At 72.3% G+C, this 17,122-nt stretch carries 21 protein-coding genes; 7 read left to right on the top strand and 14 right to left on the bottom strand.

Going from position 1 to position 17,122, the window contains the following annotated elements:
• Positions 1-50 precede the first annotated feature (50 nt).
• The 7 genes from N4G70_RS06210 to N4G70_RS06180 form a co-directional block, all read right to left on the bottom strand.
• Entirely contained in the window at positions 51-524 is a 474-nt protein-coding gene (locus N4G70_RS06210) for a hypothetical protein (RefSeq protein WP_261711426.1), read from the bottom strand.
• Positions 525-684: 160 nt separating this feature from the next.
• Positions 685-1,368, bottom strand: coding sequence for a uracil-DNA glycosylase (locus tag N4G70_RS06205; RefSeq protein WP_261711425.1), 684 nt, complete (start codon positions 1,366-1,368; stop codon positions 685-687).
• Between the two features lie 99 nt (positions 1,369-1,467).
• Positions 1,468-3,051 carry an ABC transporter substrate-binding protein gene (locus N4G70_RS06200; protein ID WP_399034365.1) on the bottom strand — a complete coding sequence of 528 codons (1,584 nt, stop codon included), beginning with the start codon at positions 3,049-3,051 and terminating at the stop codon, positions 1,468-1,470.
• Positions 3,052-3,190: 139 nt separating this feature from the next.
• Positions 3,191-3,952 (bottom strand): SDR family oxidoreductase, encoded by a 762-nt coding sequence (locus N4G70_RS06195; protein ID WP_261711423.1) that lies wholly within the window; start codon positions 3,950-3,952, stop codon positions 3,191-3,193.
• Between the two features lie 17 nt (positions 3,953-3,969).
• Positions 3,970-4,731, bottom strand: a complete 762-nt coding sequence (fabG, locus tag N4G70_RS06190; RefSeq protein WP_261711422.1) for a 3-oxoacyl-ACP reductase FabG — start codon at positions 4,729-4,731, stop codon at positions 3,970-3,972.
• 148 nt (positions 4,732-4,879) lie between these two features.
• On the bottom strand, positions 4,880-5,263 hold the full coding sequence (locus tag N4G70_RS06185; RefSeq protein WP_120725423.1) for a DUF3037 domain-containing protein: 384 nt from the start codon (positions 5,261-5,263) through the stop codon (positions 4,880-4,882).
• Positions 5,260-6,114: a HipA family kinase gene (locus N4G70_RS06180; protein WP_261711421.1), complete on the bottom strand. Its 855-nt coding sequence runs from the start codon at positions 6,112-6,114 to the stop codon at positions 5,260-5,262. Before N4G70_RS06180 ends, N4G70_RS06185 begins: the two co-directional genes overlap by 4 nt.
• A gap of 168 nt (positions 6,115-6,282) precedes the next feature.
• Between N4G70_RS06180 and N4G70_RS06175 the strand changes: the two genes are divergently transcribed.
• Positions 6,283-6,744: a Rieske (2Fe-2S) protein gene (locus N4G70_RS06175; protein WP_261711420.1), complete on the top strand. Its 462-nt coding sequence runs from the start codon at positions 6,283-6,285 to the stop codon at positions 6,742-6,744.
• Here N4G70_RS06175 and N4G70_RS06170 read toward each other — a convergent pair.
• A complete protein-coding gene (locus N4G70_RS06170; protein WP_261711418.1) occupies positions 6,731-7,381 on the bottom strand; it encodes a cysteine hydrolase in 651 nt (216 codons plus the stop codon). The two genes, N4G70_RS06175 and N4G70_RS06170, sit on opposite strands and share 14 nt — an antisense overlap.
• 131 nt (positions 7,382-7,512) lie before the next feature.
• Between N4G70_RS06170 and N4G70_RS06165 the strand changes: the two genes are divergently transcribed.
• Positions 7,513-7,989, top strand: a complete 477-nt coding sequence (locus tag N4G70_RS06165) for a pyridoxamine 5'-phosphate oxidase family protein (RefSeq protein ID WP_261711417.1) — start codon at positions 7,513-7,515, stop codon at positions 7,987-7,989.
• Between the two features lie 78 nt (positions 7,990-8,067).
• Here N4G70_RS06165 and N4G70_RS06160 read toward each other — a convergent pair whose 3' ends face one another.
• Positions 8,068-8,970 (bottom strand): LysR family transcriptional regulator, encoded by a 903-nt coding sequence (locus N4G70_RS06160; protein ID WP_261711416.1) that lies wholly within the window; start codon positions 8,968-8,970, stop codon positions 8,068-8,070.
• 75 nt (positions 8,971-9,045) lie between these two features.
• Here N4G70_RS06160 and N4G70_RS06155 point away from each other — a divergent pair, with 75 nt between their 5' ends.
• Positions 9,046-10,020, top strand: a complete 975-nt coding sequence (locus N4G70_RS06155) for a DMT family transporter (RefSeq protein WP_261711415.1) — start codon at positions 9,046-9,048, stop codon at positions 10,018-10,020.
• Here the strand turns inward: N4G70_RS06155 and N4G70_RS06150 are convergent.
• The gene (locus N4G70_RS06150) at positions 10,014-11,354 is read right to left on the bottom strand and encodes an aminotransferase class I/II-fold pyridoxal phosphate-dependent enzyme (protein WP_261711414.1); all 1,341 of its coding nucleotides are present in this window, start codon (positions 11,352-11,354) and stop codon (positions 10,014-10,016) included. The two genes, N4G70_RS06155 and N4G70_RS06150, sit on opposite strands and share 7 nt — an antisense overlap.
• A gap of 47 nt (positions 11,355-11,401) precedes the next feature.
• On the opposite strand from N4G70_RS06150, the gene N4G70_RS06145 reads away from it, so the two are divergent.
• Positions 11,402-12,073 (top strand): pyridoxamine 5'-phosphate oxidase family protein, encoded by a 672-nt coding sequence (locus N4G70_RS06145; protein WP_261711413.1) that lies wholly within the window; start codon positions 11,402-11,404, stop codon positions 12,071-12,073.
• A 20-nt stretch (positions 12,074-12,093) separates the two neighbouring features.
• Here the strand turns inward: N4G70_RS06145 and N4G70_RS06140 are convergent, their stop codons facing one another.
• From N4G70_RS06140 to N4G70_RS06130, 3 genes are all read right to left on the bottom strand, one after another.
• Positions 12,094-13,047, bottom strand: a complete 954-nt coding sequence (locus N4G70_RS06140) for a DMT family transporter (RefSeq protein ID WP_261712054.1) — start codon at positions 13,045-13,047, stop codon at positions 12,094-12,096.
• A gap of 187 nt (positions 13,048-13,234) precedes the next feature.
• Positions 13,235-14,218 (bottom strand): DMT family transporter, encoded by a 984-nt coding sequence (locus N4G70_RS06135; RefSeq protein ID WP_261711412.1) that lies wholly within the window; start codon positions 14,216-14,218, stop codon positions 13,235-13,237.
• Between the two features lie 105 nt (positions 14,219-14,323).
• Entirely contained in the window at positions 14,324-14,875 is a 552-nt protein-coding gene (locus tag N4G70_RS06130) for a Clp protease N-terminal domain-containing protein (protein ID WP_261711411.1), read from the bottom strand.
• Between the two features lie 245 nt (positions 14,876-15,120).
• On the opposite strand from N4G70_RS06130, the gene N4G70_RS06125 reads away from it, so the two are divergent.
• Both N4G70_RS06125 and N4G70_RS06120 read left to right on the top strand, forming a co-directional pair.
• Complete coding sequence (locus N4G70_RS06125; RefSeq protein ID WP_261712053.1) at positions 15,121-15,312, top strand: hypothetical protein; 192 nt, start codon at positions 15,121-15,123, stop codon at positions 15,310-15,312.
• Between the two features lie 83 nt (positions 15,313-15,395).
• A complete protein-coding gene (locus N4G70_RS06120) occupies positions 15,396-15,824 on the top strand; it encodes an SRPBCC family protein (protein ID WP_261711410.1) in 429 nt (142 codons plus the stop codon).
• A 53-nt stretch (positions 15,825-15,877) separates the two neighbouring features.
• On the opposite strand, the gene N4G70_RS06115 is transcribed toward N4G70_RS06120, so the two are convergent.
• Positions 15,878-16,477, bottom strand: coding sequence for a PadR family transcriptional regulator (locus N4G70_RS06115; RefSeq protein WP_261711409.1), 600 nt, complete (start codon positions 16,475-16,477; stop codon positions 15,878-15,880).
• Positions 16,478-16,719: 242 nt separating this feature from the next.
• Between N4G70_RS06115 and N4G70_RS06110 the strand changes: the two genes are divergently transcribed.
• Positions 16,720-16,968: an SCO4226 family nickel-binding protein gene (locus N4G70_RS06110; protein ID WP_261711408.1), complete on the top strand. Its 249-nt coding sequence runs from the start codon at positions 16,720-16,722 to the stop codon at positions 16,966-16,968.
• Positions 16,969-17,122: the final 154 nt, after the last annotated feature.

Here is a 17,122-nt window from a genome sequence, read left to right as displayed (position 1 = left end):
CCACGCCCGCGCCCCCTCTCCGCAGCCGTCACCGCGCCACGCCGCACCGACTACGCGGCGTCCAACTGGCGCTCCAGGCGGCGCACCGCCTCGCGGATGCCGTTTCCGTACGCGTCGTCGGACAGCGTGTCCAGGGCGTCGTGGGCGCGCTCGATATGGAGCCGTGCCTCGTCGGGGCGGTGCAGCTTGACGTAGTCGGCGGCGAGGTTGAGGTGGAGCGAGGGGTAGAAGGCGCGCACCGCGAGCGAGGCGTGGTGCTCGGTGAGGCGGTCCTGGCTCAGCCCGTCGGCAGCGGCCAACGCCCTGAGATCCCACGCCAGTTCGTCCCCCGGATCGTCCTGGGCGTCCGCCATGTAGTGGGCCAGGGTGCAGCGGTGGAGGGCGTCGCCGTCCTCGCCGATCTGGGACCACAGGGCGACGAAGCGGTTGCGGGCCTCCTCGCGGTCCCCGCCGTGCAGCAGCATCATCGCCTGCCCGATGCGGGTCATCACGAGGTCCCCGGGTGCTTCCTGCATGTCCGTCACCGCTGTCTCCACCAGTCGTCGCGAAACTCGAACGTCCTCGACGCTAGCGGCCCCCACTGACAATCGGCCTCAGGCTCGGTCGGCCGCCCCCGCCCTGTCAGCCGGACGCCGTCACGCCTCCCCCCGAGAGCCCGCTCGCCGCTCCCCCGCCCCGCCCCGCTCAGCCCAGGTTGGGGATGCGCCAGTCGATGGGGGCGTGCCCCTGCGCCGCGACCGCCTCGTTGATCTGCGTGAAGGGATGCGAACCGAAGAACTTCTTGGCGGACAGTGGCGACGGGTGCGCCCCCTTGACCACGACGTGGCGCTCCTCGTCGATCAACGGGAGCTTCTTCTGCGCGTAGTTGCCCCACAGCACGAACACCGCCGGGTCGGGCCGCGAGGCGACGGCGCGGATCACCGCGTCGGTGAACTTCTCCCAGCCCTTGCCCTTGTGCGAGTTGGCCTCGCCGGAGCGCACCGTGAGCACCGCGTTGAGCAGCAGCACCCCCTGCTCGGCCCACGGCATGAGGTAGCCGTTGTCGGGGATCTCCAGGCCGAGCTCGTCGCGCATCTCCTTGTAGATGTTGCGCAGCGAGGGCGGTGTCCTGACACCCGGGCGCACCGAGAAGCACAGCCCGTGCCCCTGGCCCTCGCCGTGGTAGGGGTCCTGGCCGAGGACGAGGACCTTGACCTTGTCGTACGGTGTCGCGTCCAGCGCCGCGAACACCTCCTCGCGGGGCGGGAAGACGGGGCCGTTCGCCCGCTCCTCCTCGACGAACGCGGTGAGCTCCTTGAAGTACGGCTTCTGGAGCTCCTCGCCGAGGACGCCCTGCCAGGACTCGGGCAGCATGGCGGTATCGGTCACGTCAACAACCTCCGTGGGACATTCGGTTCGACTCCGCACTCTCACTGCGGATTTCCGAACCTACCCGCCGCCACTGACAACGCCGTCCGCGCCCGTGTCCTACCAGCTCGTCTTGCGGTGCAGCTCCCACAGCTGAAGGACGGTCTGCGGGTCCAGGGCCCGCTCGCCGCCCGCGATGTCGTCGCTCGCCGCGATGCAGAGCTTGCCCTGCCACAGCGGCAGCAGCCGCACGTCGTCGACGAGGATGTCCTGGGCCCGCTCGAACTGCCGGCTCGCCGCTCCCCGGTCGGAGATCTGTCGGGACTGCGGGATCAGCCGGGTGGTGATCTCGCGGGGCTCGTACGGCGTGCCGACGGCGTTCTCCTCGCCGACGAAGGGGGCGATGAAGTTGTCCGGGTCGGGGAAGTCGGGGAACCAGCCGCGTCCGAAGACGGGGAAGTCGCCGGCCTGGAAGCCCTGGGTGTAGGTCTTCCAGGGGCGGCTCTTCAGGGTCACGTCGAAGAGCCCGGAGCCGTCGAGCTGCCGCTTGAGCTCGGCGAACTCCGCGGCCATGGACGAGCCGTAGCGGTCGGTGGTGTACCAGAACGTCAGCGGCACCGGGGCGTTGACGCCCGCCTTGCGCAGAATGTCCCTCGCCTTGGGCACGCTGGGCGAGCCGAAGGTGTCGAAGAAGCTGGTGGTGTGCCCGTTCACGCCGGTGGGGACCATCGAGTACAGCGGTTCGGCGGTGCCCTTGTAGACCTTGGCGACCAGGGCGTCGCGGTCCACGACCTGGGCGACCGCGCGGCGCACCGCCGCGTTCGCGGCGTGCGGGTCCTTGGGGTTGAACACCAGGAAGCGGATCTCGGTGCCGGTGTTCTCGATGAGCTGGAAGGGCTTGCCCGCCGCCTTCTCCTGGCGGATGTCCTCGACCTCGTCGGCGGTGATGCCGCGATAGGTGAGATCGATCCGCTTGCTCTTGAGGGCGTCCACCATAGTGGTGGAGTCGTGGAAGTAGCGGATGGTGACGCCGTCGTTCTGGGGTTGAGCGAAGCCCTGGTAGCCGATGTTCTTCTTCAGGACGGCCCGGTCGCCGGCCTTGTACGACTCCAGGGTGTAGGGGCCCGAGCCGGTGAGGCCGCCGTCGTCGCGGAGCCGGTCGGCCGGGTACGTCGCGGGGTCGACGATCGACATGGCGGGCGCGCCGAGCACATAGGGGAAGGTCGCGTCGGGCTTGTTCAGGTGGAAGGTGACGGTCAGGTCGTCGTCGGCGGTGACCGTGTCCAGGCTGCTGAGCAGGCCCTTGGGCCCGGCCTTCACGTTGATCCTCACGATGCGGTCGATCGAGTACTTGACGGCGTGCGCGTCGAGCTTCGTCCCGTCGGAGAAGGCCATTCCCCTGCGCAGTGTGCAGGTGAAGGTGCGACTCGTCCTGTCCGAGAAGCGGCAGGACTGGGCGGCGTCCGGCTGGGGCGAGGTGCTGCCGGTCGGAAAGGCCACCAGGGTCTGGAAGACATTGCGGTAGAGCTCCCACGATCCGTCCCAGGAGGCGGCCGGGTCGAGCGTGCTCGGTTCGCTCGTCGTCCCCACCGTGATCCCCTGCTGGGGCCCCGAACCGCTGCCCGGAAGCAGTCCGCAGCCACCCAGCACGGCTATGGACGCAAGGGCCGCGCCGGTGCGCCGGCGGCTGGTCCGTCTGAACACGTGCACGCTCCTCGATCGGCCGTGGCGGCAGACCATACCGCAGTGCCCCGCTGGGTCAACCGACCGTCTCAACGGGGCACTGGGCACTATTCGGGAGCAAATCCGCTCAGGGCGGCGAGCGCCTTTCCCGGGGTCTTCCTCAGTGGACTCCGACGTTCAGGAAGAGCCCGCCGTCGACGACCAGGGTCTGCCCCGTGACCCAGGCCGACTGCTCGGAGGTGAGGAACGCGGCGGCGCCGCCGATGTCGGACGGCACGCCGAGCCGGCCCATCGGATAGGCCGCGGCGGCCTCCGCCTCGCGGCCCTCGTACAGCGCCTGGGCGAACTTGGTCTTGATGACGGCCGGGGCGATCGCGTTGACGCGGACGACCGGCGCGAACTCGTGGGCCAGCTGGAGCGTCAGGTTCACCATGGCGGCCTTGCTCATGCCGTACGCGCCGATGAAGGGCGAGGCGGAAACGCCGGCGATGGAGGCGATGTTGACGATCGCGCCGCCGTTGTCCCGCTGCCAGGCCTTCCAGGTCTGCTGGGCGAAGCCGAGCGCGGAGACCACATTGGTCTCGAACACCTTGCGCGCCACGCCCAGATCGAGTTCGGCGATGGGGCCGAACACCGGGTTGGTACCGGCGTTGTTGACCAGGAAGTCGACCCGGCCGAAGGCCTCCATGGTGCGCTCGACGGCGGCGGCCTGGTGGGCCTCGTCGGCGGCCTTGCCGGCGACCGCGATGACGCGGTCGGAGCCGAGCCGTTCGACGGCCTCCTTCAGGGCGTCCTCGCCGCGTCCGGTGATGCACACCCGGTCGCCGCGGGCGACGAGCGCCTCGGCGACGCCGTAGCCGATGCCCCGGCTGCCGCCGGTGATCAGGGCGACCTTGCCGGACAGTTCAGGAAGTTCAGTCATGTCCCTTGTCCCTGGCCTTAGTTGAGCGGTCCGCCGGCCACGTACATGACCTGGCCGGAGACGAAGCCCGCGGCGTCGCCCGTGAAGAAGGCGATGGCGTTGGCGATGTCCTCGGGGAAGCCGACGCGCTGGACGGGGATCTGGCCGGCGGCCGCGGCCTGGAAGTCCTCGAAGCCCATGCCGACGCGGGCGGCGGTCTGCGCGGTCATCTCGGTGACGATGAAGCCGGGCGCGACCGCGTTGGCGGTGATCCCGAACTTGCCGAGTTCCTTGGCGAGGGTCTTGGTGAAGCCCTGGAGGCCTGCCTTGACGGCGGAGTAGTTGGCCTGGCCGCGGTTGCCGAGCGCGGAGGACGAGGAGAGCGAGACGATGCGGCCCCACTTGGCGTCCACCATGTGCTTCTGACAGGCCTTGGCCATCAGGAACGCGCCCTTGAGGTGCACGTTCATGACCAGGTCCCAGTCCGACTCGCTCATCTTGAAGAGGAGGTTGTCGCGGAGCACACCGGCGTTGTTGACGAGGATGGTCGGCGCGCCGAGCTCGGAGGCGACGCGCTCCACGGCCGCCTCCACCTGGGCGCTGTCGGAGACGTCGCAGCCGACGGCGATGGCCCGGCCGCCCGCCGCGGTGATCTTGTCGACGGTGTCCTTGCAGGCCGCCTCGTCGAGGTCGAGTACGGCGACGGCCCGGCCCTCGGCCGCAAGCCGGACGGCGGTCGCGGCGCCAATGCCCCGCGCCGCCCCGGTCACGATGGCGACGCGCTGCTCGGTGGTGGACATGCTGTTCTCCTCGCCCTGGGATCCGCGGCCCTCAGTGACTGAGCAACCGCTTAGTAGCTTCAGCAGACGAGACGCTAGAAGCCCTGGCACCCGGTGTCAACGGCCCACGGATCCCCTCGGCGCATGTCACATTCCCGGCGGGCCGGATTCAGCGCACCAGCAGGTCGAGCAGTCGCTCGGTCTCGGCCTCGGGATCGGCGGTCAGGCCGGTGTGCACCGGGCCCGGCTGGACCACCGTGGAGCGCGGTGCGATCAGCCAGCGGAACCGGCGCCCCGCGTCGTCACCCGCCGCCTGCCCGGCGCCCTCGCCGCCGCCGCAGACTCCCTCGACGGCGCGCAGCGCGGCCCGTACGCCCAGCACGTCCGCGCCCGGGTCGAGCGCCCTCAGCTTCGCCTCGTCCAGATGGGTGCGCGCCGCGACGTAGGAGTGGGCGCGGCAATAGACCAGGACGCCCGCGTTGAAACACTCGCCGCGCTCGACGCGTGGCACCACGCGCAGCAGCGCGTACTCGAAGACATCGCGCTTGCTCAACGGTCGTCGTCCTTCGTGCTGTTCTTGGTGGGGTGGGGCCAGGGCTTGAGGTGGTCCGTCAGCCAGCCGGGGGCCTGCGAGGGCTTGGTGACGGCGGGCGCGTCCAGGGTGATCCGCTCGTGGATCGTCGCGGCGCGGGCGAGCAGCGGCTCGACATAGGCGCGGCGCAGCGCGTCGGTCGTCTCGAAGCCGGGTTCGTCGAGCAGCCACTCGTCGGGCACGAGGGCCGCGACCTCGGTCAGGAGCTCCTCGGTCACCAGCGGCGCGAGGGCCGCGGCCGCGGCCGCGACATCGGGGCCGAACGGCGCGAGCGCGTGGTCGGAGGCGTTGTACGGCTTGGCCGCGGACGCGGCGGCGCCCGGCCAGTTGTGGTGCCAGATCATGGTGGCGCCGTGGTCGATGAGCCACAGGTCGCCGTGCCAGACCAGCATGTTCGGGTTGCGCCACGACCGGTCGACGTTGTTGATCAGCGCGTCGAACCAGACGACCCTGCCCGCCTCGGCCGCGTCCACCTGGTAGGCGAGCGGGTCGAAGCCGAGCGAGCCGGGCAGGTAGTCCATCCCGAGGTTGAGGCCGCCGCTCGCCTTCAGGAGCTCCTGCACCTCCTGGTCGGGCTCGGACAGGCCGATGACCGGGTCGAGTTGGATGGTGACCAGCTCCGGGACGCGCAGCCCGAGCCTGCGGCCGAGTTCGCCGCAGATGACCTCCGCGACGAGCGTCTTGCGGCCCTGGCCCGCCCCGGTGAACTTCATGACGTAGGTTCCGAGATCGTCGGCCTCGACGATGCCCGGAAGCGACCCGCCCTCACGCAACGGCGTGACGTAGCGGGTCGCGGTGACTTCGGTGAGCATGCGCACAGGCTACGTCGCGCTCCCCGGGGCCCCTGACTCCTTTTCCGCCGCCCCCGCACCCGCCCCGCATCCTTGGCCCCGGCAGGTCACCCCGCCGCTGAACGCCCCGCCTCCCGCGCCCGTACTCCCCCTCGCAGCTACGCGTCGTACGTCGAGAGGACAGTCAGCATGAGCACCGAATCGCAGCCCGTACCCGCCCCGGTACCGGCGCGCCGCACCGTCATCGCGTGTGTGGGCGCGGCCGGGCTCGCGGCCGCGCTCACCGCGTGCGGGGGCGGCTCGGACAGCGCGGCGGGGACCGGGAACGCGGCGCCCGCCGGGGACGGCGGCGGCAAGGACACCAAGGGCGTGCTCGGCAAGACGTCGGACATCCCGCAGGGCGGCGGAAAGATCTTCGCCGAGCAGGGCGTCGTGGTGACCCAGCCCGCCGCGGGCCGGTTCAAGGCGTTCTCCGCGAAGTGCACCCACCAGGGCTGCGCCGTGTCGTCGGTCACGGACGGCACCATCAACTGCCCCTGCCACGGCAGCAAGTTCGACGTCGCGGACGGCAGCGTCAAGGCGGGCCCCGCCCCGGCTCCGCTGCCGGCCGCCGCGATCTCGGTGGAGGGCGGTTCGATCAGGCTCGCGTGACCCGGCGGCCCACTCTCAGACAGCCCAGGATCTCGTCGGTGGTGGCCACCGTGGCGACCAGGGCGAGGGTGTGCCGGATCATCGCGGGGGTGTAGTCGGCCGGCACCCCCGCGATCGCGTCGGCGGCGACCACCGCGGTGTAACCGAGGTTCACCGCGTCGAAGACCGCGTTGGGGATCGCCACGTTGGCCGAGACCCCGGTCACGATCAGGGTGCGGCAGCCGAGGTTGCGCAGGAGCGGGTCCACGTCCGTGCCGGCCACCGGCGACAGACCGTGCAGCCTGCGCACGACGATGTCCTCGTCGGCCACCTCGATCGGCTCGGCGATCCGCACCGCCCGGGAGCCGGAGTACTGCTGCACCGGCAGTCGTTCGGCGGCCCGGAAGAGCCGCGCGTTGCGGTTGGCCCCGCGCCCGTCGGGGCGCCGCTCGGCCACCGCGTGGAGTACCTGCACGCCCGCCTCATGGGCCCCGGCCACCAGCCGCGCCACGTTGTGCAGTACGCCCGACTCCCTTGCCGTCTTGGCGAGTTCGGGCAGGGCGCTGTCCGCCCCGACCACGCCCTGCTGGCACTCGACGGTCATCAAGGCCGTGGAGGCGGGATCGAGCTGTCGCGCGAGAAGTTCCTTCGTCGCCATGGCGCCGGAGGCTAACCGCCATTGCGCACCGAGGGAAGAGCGCGCCATGATTCCTGACGTATCGTCAGAACCGTTGTCGGTACGGATGGTTGGACGCGACAGCACCGTCGACGCACGGAAGGGAAGGCGCCATGGCCGCCATACAGCGCCGAGGCCGACGGATCATGATGAGCGACGAAGAGCGCGACGCCTTCCTCGGCGCACAGCGCACCTGCCGGGTCGCCACCGTATCGGCGGACGGCAGCCCCCATGTCGCGCCGCTCTGGTACGTCTGGCACGGCGGCTCGCTCTGGCTGTACTCGATCACCCGCAGCCGGCGCTGGAGGCAGCTCGGCAAGGACCCGCGGGTCGCGGTGGTGGTGGACGACGGCACGGAGTACGGGGAGCTGCGCGGGGTGGAGCTGAGCGGCAGCGTCGTCCCGGTCGGCGAGGCGCCCCGCACCGGCGAGCCGTGCCCCGAACTCGCCGAAGTGGAGGCGCTGTTCGCGGCCAAGCACTTCGGCCTCGACGAGATGGTCCACGACGGACGGCACGCGTGGCTGCGGCTGACTCCGGACCGGGTGGTGTCCTGGGACTTCCGCAAACTGGGCGGCGAGTTTGCGCGCTGAGGCGCGGGAGCGAGCCGGTGACGGGAACGGTGGCGGAGCCGGGCGCCTGTCCGCGCCGGGCGCGGGGCGCGCCGACGCCTACCCCAGCCCCTCCCCCGCCGCCGCAAGCGCGTCGACCGCCGCCCGGATCGAGGGTCTGCGGTCGGCGTCGGCGCGCCACACCGCGTACACATGGCGGCTCATCGCGGCCCGCACCGGGACCACCCTGACCCCGTCGGGCACCGGGCCCCGGCCCAGGCGCGGGGCGATGCTGACCCCCAACCCCGCCTCGACCAGGGCGAGTTGCGTGGCGTGCTCGCGGGCCACATGGGCGATTCTCGGCTCGACGCCCTTGCCGCGCAGGGTGAAGAGCAGCCACTCGCTGCAGAACTCGCCCTCCGGCCAGGTGATCCACTCGTCCTCGGCAAACTCCTCCAGATCGACCGTCGCACGGTCGGCCAGCGGGTGTCCCGCGGGCAGGGCCACGTCCGCCACGTCGTCGAGGACCGTCCGCTTGGCGAGCCCGTCGGGCAGCGGCAGCGGCTTGTTGTACCAGTCGAGGACGAGGGCGAGGTCGAGGTCGCCGAGCAGCACGCCCCGCACCGACTCGTCGGCCTCCTGCTCCTCGGAGCGCACCGTCAGCTGCGGGTGATCGGCGCGCAGCGAGGCCAGGGCGGCGGGGAAGAGGCCGCGGGCGGCGGTGGCGAACCCCGCGATCCTGAGCTCACCGACGACGCGGTCCCGCTGGGCCTCCAACTCGGCCTGGGCGACCTGCACTTGGGACAGGATGCGGGCGGCGTGCTCGGCGAGGAGGCGGCCCGCGTCGGTGAGCCGCACCCCGCGCCCGTTCTTGGCGAGCAGCGGCTGGCCGGCCTCGCGCTCCAGTTTGGCGAGCTGCTGGGAGACGGCGGAGGTCGTCACATGCAGGGTGTCGGCAGCGCCACCCACCGAGCCGTGCCGGGCCACCGCGTCAAGGGTTCGCAGACGCTCCAGGTTCAACATGTAAGCGATGCTAACCGAACCCTCGCGCGAAGTCTCGCTTGTGCTACGCGGTATCCGGGCCCCATGGTGGTGGTCATGAGCACCGCCACCCCACCCCGGTCCACACCCTCTACACCCTCCACCACCCTTCCGCCGTCCTCGACGCCGGCCGCCCGCCGCCGTCCGGCCCTGGACTGGCGCGTCCGGTTCGCGGGGCTCTCACTGATCTGGGGCTTCAGCTTTCTGCTGATCAAGGTGGGAACCGACGGGTACGCCCCGTTCCAGGTCACCCTCGGGCGGCTGCTGTTCGGCACCCTGGTGCTCGCGGTGGCGATGGCGGTCAAGCGGGAGCGGCTGCCGCGCGGGCGCCGCACGTGGCTGCACCTCACGGTGGCGGCGCTGCTTCTCAACGCCGCGCCGTTCTCCCTCTTCGCTTATTCGGAACTGACCATTCCGTCGACCCTGGCCGGCATCTGCAACGCCACCTCTCCGCTGTGGGGCATGGCCCTGTCGATGGTGGCGCTCTCCGAGGACCGGCCGACCCGCCGCCGGGTGGCGGGGCTCGGGCTCGGTTTCCTCGGGGTGCTGACGGTGCTCGGCGCGTGGCAGGGCTTCCACGGCCTGGACGTCACGGGTACCGCGATGGCCCTGCTGGCCTCGCTGTGCTACCCGATCGGCTGGATCTACGTCCGGCGCACCCTGGCGGGCGGCGGCCACTCCAATCTGTCCCTGATCGGCTCCCAGCTCGGTGTCGCGAGCCTCCAACTCGCCCTGGTCACCCCGCTGTTCGCCGGGTTCCCGCATGCGTTCCCGCTCGTGCCGTCGCTGGCCGTGGCCGCGCTCGGCGCGCTCGGCACGGGGCTCGCGGTGCTGGTCCAGTACGGGCTCGTGAACGAGGTGGGGCCGACGACCGCGCAGATGGTCACCTATTTCATTCCGGTGATCGCCACGGCCGCCGGGGTCGCGGTGCTCGGCGAGAGCCTGAGCTGGAACACGCCGGTCGGGGCCGCCGTCGTGCTCGCGGGCGCCGCACTCACCCAGAGCCGCCCGCGCGCCAAGCGGGGTCAGTAGGCGTAGCGCGTGCCCGGCCCCGGGCCGACCGCCGAGGCGACGGCCTCCGCGAGCGGGCCGATGTCCTGCGGGGCCAGGCTCGACACGGTGATCCGCACCCCGGGCGCGGAGGCCATCCGGAAGCGGGCGCCGGGCGCGACCGCCCAGCCCGCGTGCAGCAGCCGGGACACCGCGCCCGTCTCGTCGGGCACCGGCACCCACACCGTGAACCCGCTGCGGCCCCGGGCCTCGACACCCCGCTCGCGCAGGGCCCGCAAAAGGCCCTCGCGCCGCTCGCGGTAGGAGCGCGCGACCTCCGCCGGGTCGACGGCACCGGAGTTCCACAGCTCGACGACGGCCCGCTGGAGCAGCCTGCTGACCCAGCCGGGGCCGAGCCGCTGGCGCCCCCGCACCCGGTCGAGGGTGACCGCGTCCCCGGTGAGGAGAGCGAGCCGGAGGTCCGGTCCGTACGCCTTCGCGACCGACCGTACGAACGCCCAGTGCCGGGTGGCCGGCGCGATGGGGTGCAGGGGCAGGTCGACCATGCCGTGGCCGTGGTCGTCCTCGATGAGCAGCACCCCGGGGTGCGCGGCCAGCACGGCGCGCAGCGCCCGGGCGCGGGCCGCGCTCACGGCCGCGCCGGTCGGGTTCTGCGCCCGGCAGGTGACCACGACGGCCCGGGCCCCCGCGGCGAGGGCGCGTTCGAGCGCCTCGGGCAGCGGTCCCTCCTCGTCGAGCGCCATGGGTTCGGGTTTCAGGCCGAGCGCCGGTACGAGGTCGAGCAGCGCGCCCCAGCCCGGGTCCTCGATGGCCACGGCGTCGCCGGGCCTGAGATGGGCGGTGAGCACCCGCTCGATGGCGTCGAGCGATCCCGAGAGCACCCCGACGGGTCCGGCCGGCACATCCCCCGCGTCGAAGGCGGCGCGGGCGAGCCGGGCGAGTTCCTCGTCGACGGGCTCCTGCCCGTACAGATACCGGCCGGGCCGTTCGACGGTGTCGCGGGCGGCGGCCGCCAGCGCCTCGGCGAGCGGGGGCAGCAGCCGCGCGTCCGGGTTGCCGTCGGCGATGTTCCGCACCCCCTCGGGCACGTCCGCGCGGATCAGGTCGCGGGCGGTGCTCGCGGGCCGCGGCCGTACGCGGCTGCCGCGGCGGCCCGCCGTCTCGATCACCCCTCGGTCGCGCAGCAGCCGATAGGCGGCCGCGACGGTGTTGGGATTCACGCCGAGTTCGGTGGCCAACTCCCTGAGCGGGGGCAGCAGTTGGCCCGGTTCGAGCCCGCCGGAACCCACCGCGCGCTCCACGCTCTCGGCGATCTCCGATGCACGGCGCCCCTCGATCCGATATTCTCCTAGCACAAACTGGATTATGAACTAGTGCAATAGAGAACGCAAGGGAGAACGCCATGGCGGACACCGCGACCGCAGCCCCCTACCCGGCGACCGACCGCACCGTGCCGACCCGCTCGCGCGAGCGGGCCTCGTACGACCGCGAACTGGTGCACGGCATCCTGGACACGGCGTGCGTCTGTCACCTGGGCTTCGTCCGGGACGGCGCGCCCGTCGTGCTGCCGACGCTCTTCGCCCGGGTCGGCGAGCGGCTCTACATACACGGCTCGACGGGTTCGCGTCCGCTGCGCGCGGCCGGGCAGGCCGATCCGGGCCTGCCGGTCTGCCTGACGGTCACCCATGTCGACGGGATCGTGCTCGCCCGGTCGGCCTTCCACCACTCGATCAACTACCGCTCGGTCGTGGTGCACGGAATCGCGCACGAGGTGGCCGACCCGCAGGAGAGGCGAGAAGCGCTCGACGCGCTGGTGGACCAGGTCGTGCCCGGCCGCTCACGGGACTCGCGTCCGGCGAACGGCAAGGAACTGGCCGCGACCGCGGTGATCAGCCTCGACCTGAACGAGGTCTCGGCCAAGCTCCGCACCGGCGGCCCCAACGACGACGCCGAGGACCTCGGGCTGCCGCACTGGGCCGGCGTCCTGCCGCTCGCCCCGGGCTACGGCGAGCCCGTGCCCGCGGACGACCTGGACCCGGCGGTGGCCGTACCGGACTACCTCACCGGACGCTGAACCGCCGCCGGGCCCAGCCGTTACACCGCCACCGCCGCGCGGCGGGACCTCGCCGCCTGCCGCGTCTCGGCCGCCGCGAGCCCGATCACCGCGAGGAGCAGCAGTGAGGTGCCGGCGGCGGTGGCCGCGGTGATCCGCTCGCCGAGCACGGACACCGCGAGCAGGGCCGCGCTGACCGGTTCGAGCAGCATGATCACGGAGACGGTGGCGGCCCGGACGACCGCGGCGCCCGCGAAGTAGAGGGCGTAGGCCAGGGCGGTGGGGACGGCCGCCACGTACACGAGCAGGACGGCCACCCGCGCCGGTTCCACGGTGTGCGGCAGCAGGCCCTCCGCGCCCGCGAACGGCAGCAGGAGCACGGCCGCGACGCCGAAGGCCCAGGCCGTGGTGGCCGACGGGTCGGCCGCCCGGCCGTCCCGGCCGAGCCACCGGGTGAGCAGGGTGATGGCCGCGTACCCGGCGGCCGACACCAGCGCGAGGGCGATCCCGGCGGGCCGGACCGCTCCCCCGCCGTTGCCGGCACACAGGACCGCGAGCCCGGCGAGCGCGCCGGTGACGGCGGTGATGCCGGACCGGCCGATCCGCTCGCCGAGGGTGAGCCGGGCGCCGAGCGCGATGAGCACGGGGCCCGCGCCCAGGGTGACCACGGTGGCGACCGCGAGTCCGGTGGCCTCGACGGCCGCGAAGTAGGCGCTCTGGAAGACCATCAGGCCGATCCCGTTGCCGAGGATACGCAGCAGCCTGCGGCGGCGCGGTTCGGCGACGGGGGCCGGGGCGGGTCGGCGGCGCAGCGCCATCGCCCCGAGCAGCAGGACGAGTCCGCCGGCGCAGCGCCAGAACGACAGGGCGAGTGGTCCGAGGTCGCTGGCCCCGAAGACCAGGGCGGCGGCGCCGCCCGCAGTGCCCCAGGCGACTCCGGCGACGGCGAGGTAGAGCAGACCACGGCCGACGGGCAGCGCGGTGGAGGGGCCCATGGCGAGGCCCGTCGAAGAGTTCGACACGTACGTACTCCGAAGAGGAAGGTGGTGGCTGGTCGCTGGCGTGGAGTACGCGGGCAGCGGCGAGCCGCTCGGGGACTGCCCGAGCCGGTTCCTCGTCCTCAGTGGCCGCCCGCTTTACGCGGCGGGAGGCGGCAGTACGGTCGAATGCATGATCGCCACCCTAGGCGGCGGAGTGCCCGGCCGACAACTCCCCTTCGGCGGGCACGGACCCGCCGGAAACGAGCGGTCCCGAGGGCGCCTTCGGCGCCGCGGACTGCGCGATGAAGGCGCCGGTCAGGACGACCGCACCGCCGACGATCTGCGGCGCGGAGAGATGCTCACCGAGCAGGATCCAGGCGAACACGGTGGCGAGCACCGCCTCCAGGCAGGCGACCACACCGGCCACCTGGGGCGAGAGCCTGCGCACCGAGACGACCCCGGTGACATAGGCGATGACGGTCGCGATCAGCACGATCCAGCAGAGCAGCAGCGCGGCGGGCACCTGGGAGCCGTTCATGTCGGCGCTGCCGGCGAGCACCGGCCACCGCATGGTCCAGGGGCGGGCCACGGCGGTCAGGACGAGCGAGCCGATGAGCAGTCCGTAGGCGATGACACCGAGCGGGTCCGCCGTGTCCTCGCCTTCGCCGCCTTGGTCGGACAGGACGAAGTAGCCGACCTGGCAGCAGGCCGCGCCGAGCGCGAGGAGCAGTCCGACGGCGTCGAAGCTGAGCCCGGACCACACCTCGACGACACAGGCGAGCCCGGCGACGGCGAGCACCACGCCGGCCGCGGCAGCTCGGCTCACGGCCCTGCGCTGGACGAACCGGACCCAGCCGAGGACGAGCGCGGGCGCCAGGTACTCGACGAGCAGGGCGACGCCGACGGGTATGCGCGAGATCGAGGCGAAGTAGCAGGCCTGGACCCCGGCGACGGCCAGCAGTCCGAACCCGGCGAGCAGCGCGGGCCTGCGCAGCACGAGACGGCGGTGGCGCCAGGCCACCGGCAGCATGACGAGCGCGGCCCCGGTCACCCGCAGCCACACCACGTGCAGCGGGTCGAGCCCCGCTTCGATCAGCGGCTTGGCCGCCACTCCTGAACCACCGAATGCGAAGGCCGACGCCAGGGCGAGTCCCAGGCCGACGCTTCTTCCCCGAGACGCGTGCATCGGCCCATCATGACAGCCGCGGTCAGCACCTTCATCCGCGTAACACCTGTCGGAACGCGCCTCGTGCGCACGGCCGGGCGGGGGCCCGGGCCCGGACCCGCCGAGCTACGCCGAGGACGGCCACGCGGGCTCGCCCAGGCCGCGCAGCGTGCCGCTCCCGGGCTCTGCCAGCCGTTCGGCCAGCGTGGCCGTGTCGACGCCCGCGTGCCGGAGCACCTGGACGGCGCGGCAGTCGCGGTCGGCGGCGAGACCGGCCAGGACGTCCCGTCCGGTGACCCGTTCGCCGCGGCCGTCGGCGAGACCCAGCGCGTACTCGACCGCCGCCAACGTGCTGGGCGACCAGCCGGGCTGGCTCGCCAGGGGCACGGCCCCCGAGTCCTCGACGGACCCCTGCCAGCGCAGCCCGTACCCGATGCTGCGCTGCACCAGATACCCGAGCACCCGCGCCACCTGGGGGCCGTCGTCGAAGGCGGCGCGCACCGCGGGGTCGCTCTCCATCAGGGAGTGCAGCAGGTGCGCGGTGTCCAGTTGACGGTCGCCGTCGCGCAGCGCACGCCTGCGGGCGCCCGCGACCACCGAGCTCAGCTCAGCGGTGAGCCGGGTGTCGATGTCTGCGGGGGCGGTCGTCCGGGGAGCTCCGGGGGGAGAACTGTGCACCCCTCCACCTCACCAGGCGCCGGCTCGCGGAACATCCCCGTGCGGGAGCATTCGCCCTCCCGCAGAAGGTGGGCACGCATGACCGGCTTCTCCTCCTTGCGGATGAGATCTCGGAAATCTCCCGCCGGGGGGAACCCGAAGGCGCCCGCCGTCCTCGCCCGCGCCCCCGGCGCAACCGCTTTGGCCTGCGGGCTCGTCCTTCCCGGATGACACAGCCGTCCCCACCGCCCGCCGAGGGAGCGCCGATGTGCTGGATGGTCGCCCTCCTGGCCGAGGACGGACAGCAGTACGTGTACCGGGTGTACGCGCCGCCGGACGCGCTGCCCGGCGATCTGTTCTGGGCCGCGTTCCACTGCCACGACGAGTCCGCGCGGCCGCGCGCCTGCGACCTGTTCGACTCCGCCCAGATCTGGGCCCTGGAGACCCAGTGGATCTGACGGTTCATCAGTATTGAATGTTCGCCCCGCTGCGGCTACGTTCCGCGCACGTCCCCGTCACCGTCCCACGAAGGAGTGGTCGCATGGCCGAGGTCAGCGCGGAGGCACGTATCGAGGCTCCGGCAGAGAAGGTGTGGGCGCGGCTCACCGACTTCTCCTCGTACGGCGAGTGGAACGCCACGCACACCAGCTTCCCCGCGGGCGGGCCGGACAAGCTGGAGCTGGGCGCGACCTACGCGGAGAACATGAAGCTCATGGGCTTCCCCGCCGAAGTGGCCTGGACGGTGGACGAGTTCGAGGCCGGCCGGGTCTTCGGCGTCAAGGGCAAGGGCCCGATGGGCGTGAACGTCACCAACCGGTACACGGTCATTCCCGAGGGCGAGGCCAGCACGGTCCGCATCGACGGCGAGTTCACGGGCGCCGCGGTCTCGCTGATGGCGGGCAAGCTGAAGGACTCGGCGACGGCGGCCCTCAACGAGTCGCTGCGCAAGCTCGCGGGTCTGTGCGCCTGAACGCGCCGAAGCCCCGCGGCCATGGGCCGCGGGGCTTCGGCGCCCGATGAGGTTCAGCCCTCGTCGGCGAGGATCAGGTAGAGCTTCTTACGGGCGTCGTTGATGACGGCGATCGCCTTCCGGCGCTGTTCGGCGGAGCCGGTCTTCCAGACCTGACCGAACGCCTCCATCAGACCGGAACCGGCCTGCCGGATCTCGTGCATGGCCTCCCAGTCGACCCCGCGCCCGGCTTCCTCCCAGGGAGCGTCGGCTCCCGATTCGGCTTCCGTGCGCCCGGCGTCGGTGAGCGTGAACAGCTTCTTGCCGCCCTCGCTCTCGCTGGTGATCAGGCCCTCGTCCTCCAGCAGCTGGAGGGTGGGGTAGACCGAGCCCGGGCTGGGCTTCCAAGCCCCGCCACTGCGCTCGGCGATCTCCTGGATCATCTCGTAGCCGTGCATCGACCGGTCCTTCAGGAGGGCCAGGATCGACGCGCGGACATCTCCGCGCCGCGCCCTGCCCCGGGGACCACCCCGGCCGCCACGGCCGCCGGGTCCACCACCCCACGGGCCCCCGCCGAAGCCGGGACCGAAGGGCCCGAAGGCGGCGCGCCGCCCCTCGAAGTCGCCCCGACCGCGATGGCCGGGTCCCTGCTGTCCGTATCCATGTGAACGCATGGTTCGTTTCCTTCCATCGTTGATCTGTCGCGATGCGTCAACGATATATCGGCGACTTACGCTTGGCAAGCCTTCTCGGGGAAGTCCGCCGCCGGGCCGCCGACCCGCGCGCCATCGCGCCGCCCTCGCTCGCCCGCGCCGCCCTTCGGGCGCAGGATGGAGGGAGCGGAGCTGGAACCGGCCAAACGGACTTGGCGGTTCTGAACGCCCCGGCAGCGATCGCCGGAAGGGGGTGCGACGCCATGTCCCAGTTCATGGACGTCCACCACGGCATGACGGGCATCACCGCCGACCAGTTGATGCAGGCCCACCAAGCGGACCTCGCCATCGAGAAAGAGGAAGGCGTCCACTTCCAGAAGGCCTGGGCGGACCCGAAGTCGGGCACCGTCTACTGCCTCTCCGAGGCGCCGTCGGCCGAAGCCGTACAGCGCATCCACGAACGGGCCGGCCACCGGGCCGACGAGGTGCACCCCGTCCCCCTGACCGCCTGAATTCCGCGACACCGACACCGACACCAAGCAGACGGCGGGAAGGCGCCCACTCCGCCGTCCCGCGCACGTGGCTGCCCGGCCCGCCTCGGCGGAAAGGCGCCCGCCGCCCCGGGGCGGCCGTCTCCCACGACCGGTCCAGCGGTCGCGCATTGGC

Source organism: Streptomyces sp. ASQP_92 (assembly GCF_025399895.1).
GTDB lineage: Bacteria > Actinomycetota > Actinomycetes > Streptomycetales > Streptomycetaceae > Streptomyces.
The sequence above is the reverse complement of the archived record's forward strand: the minus strand, read 5'-3'. Positions and strand labels throughout refer to the sequence as shown.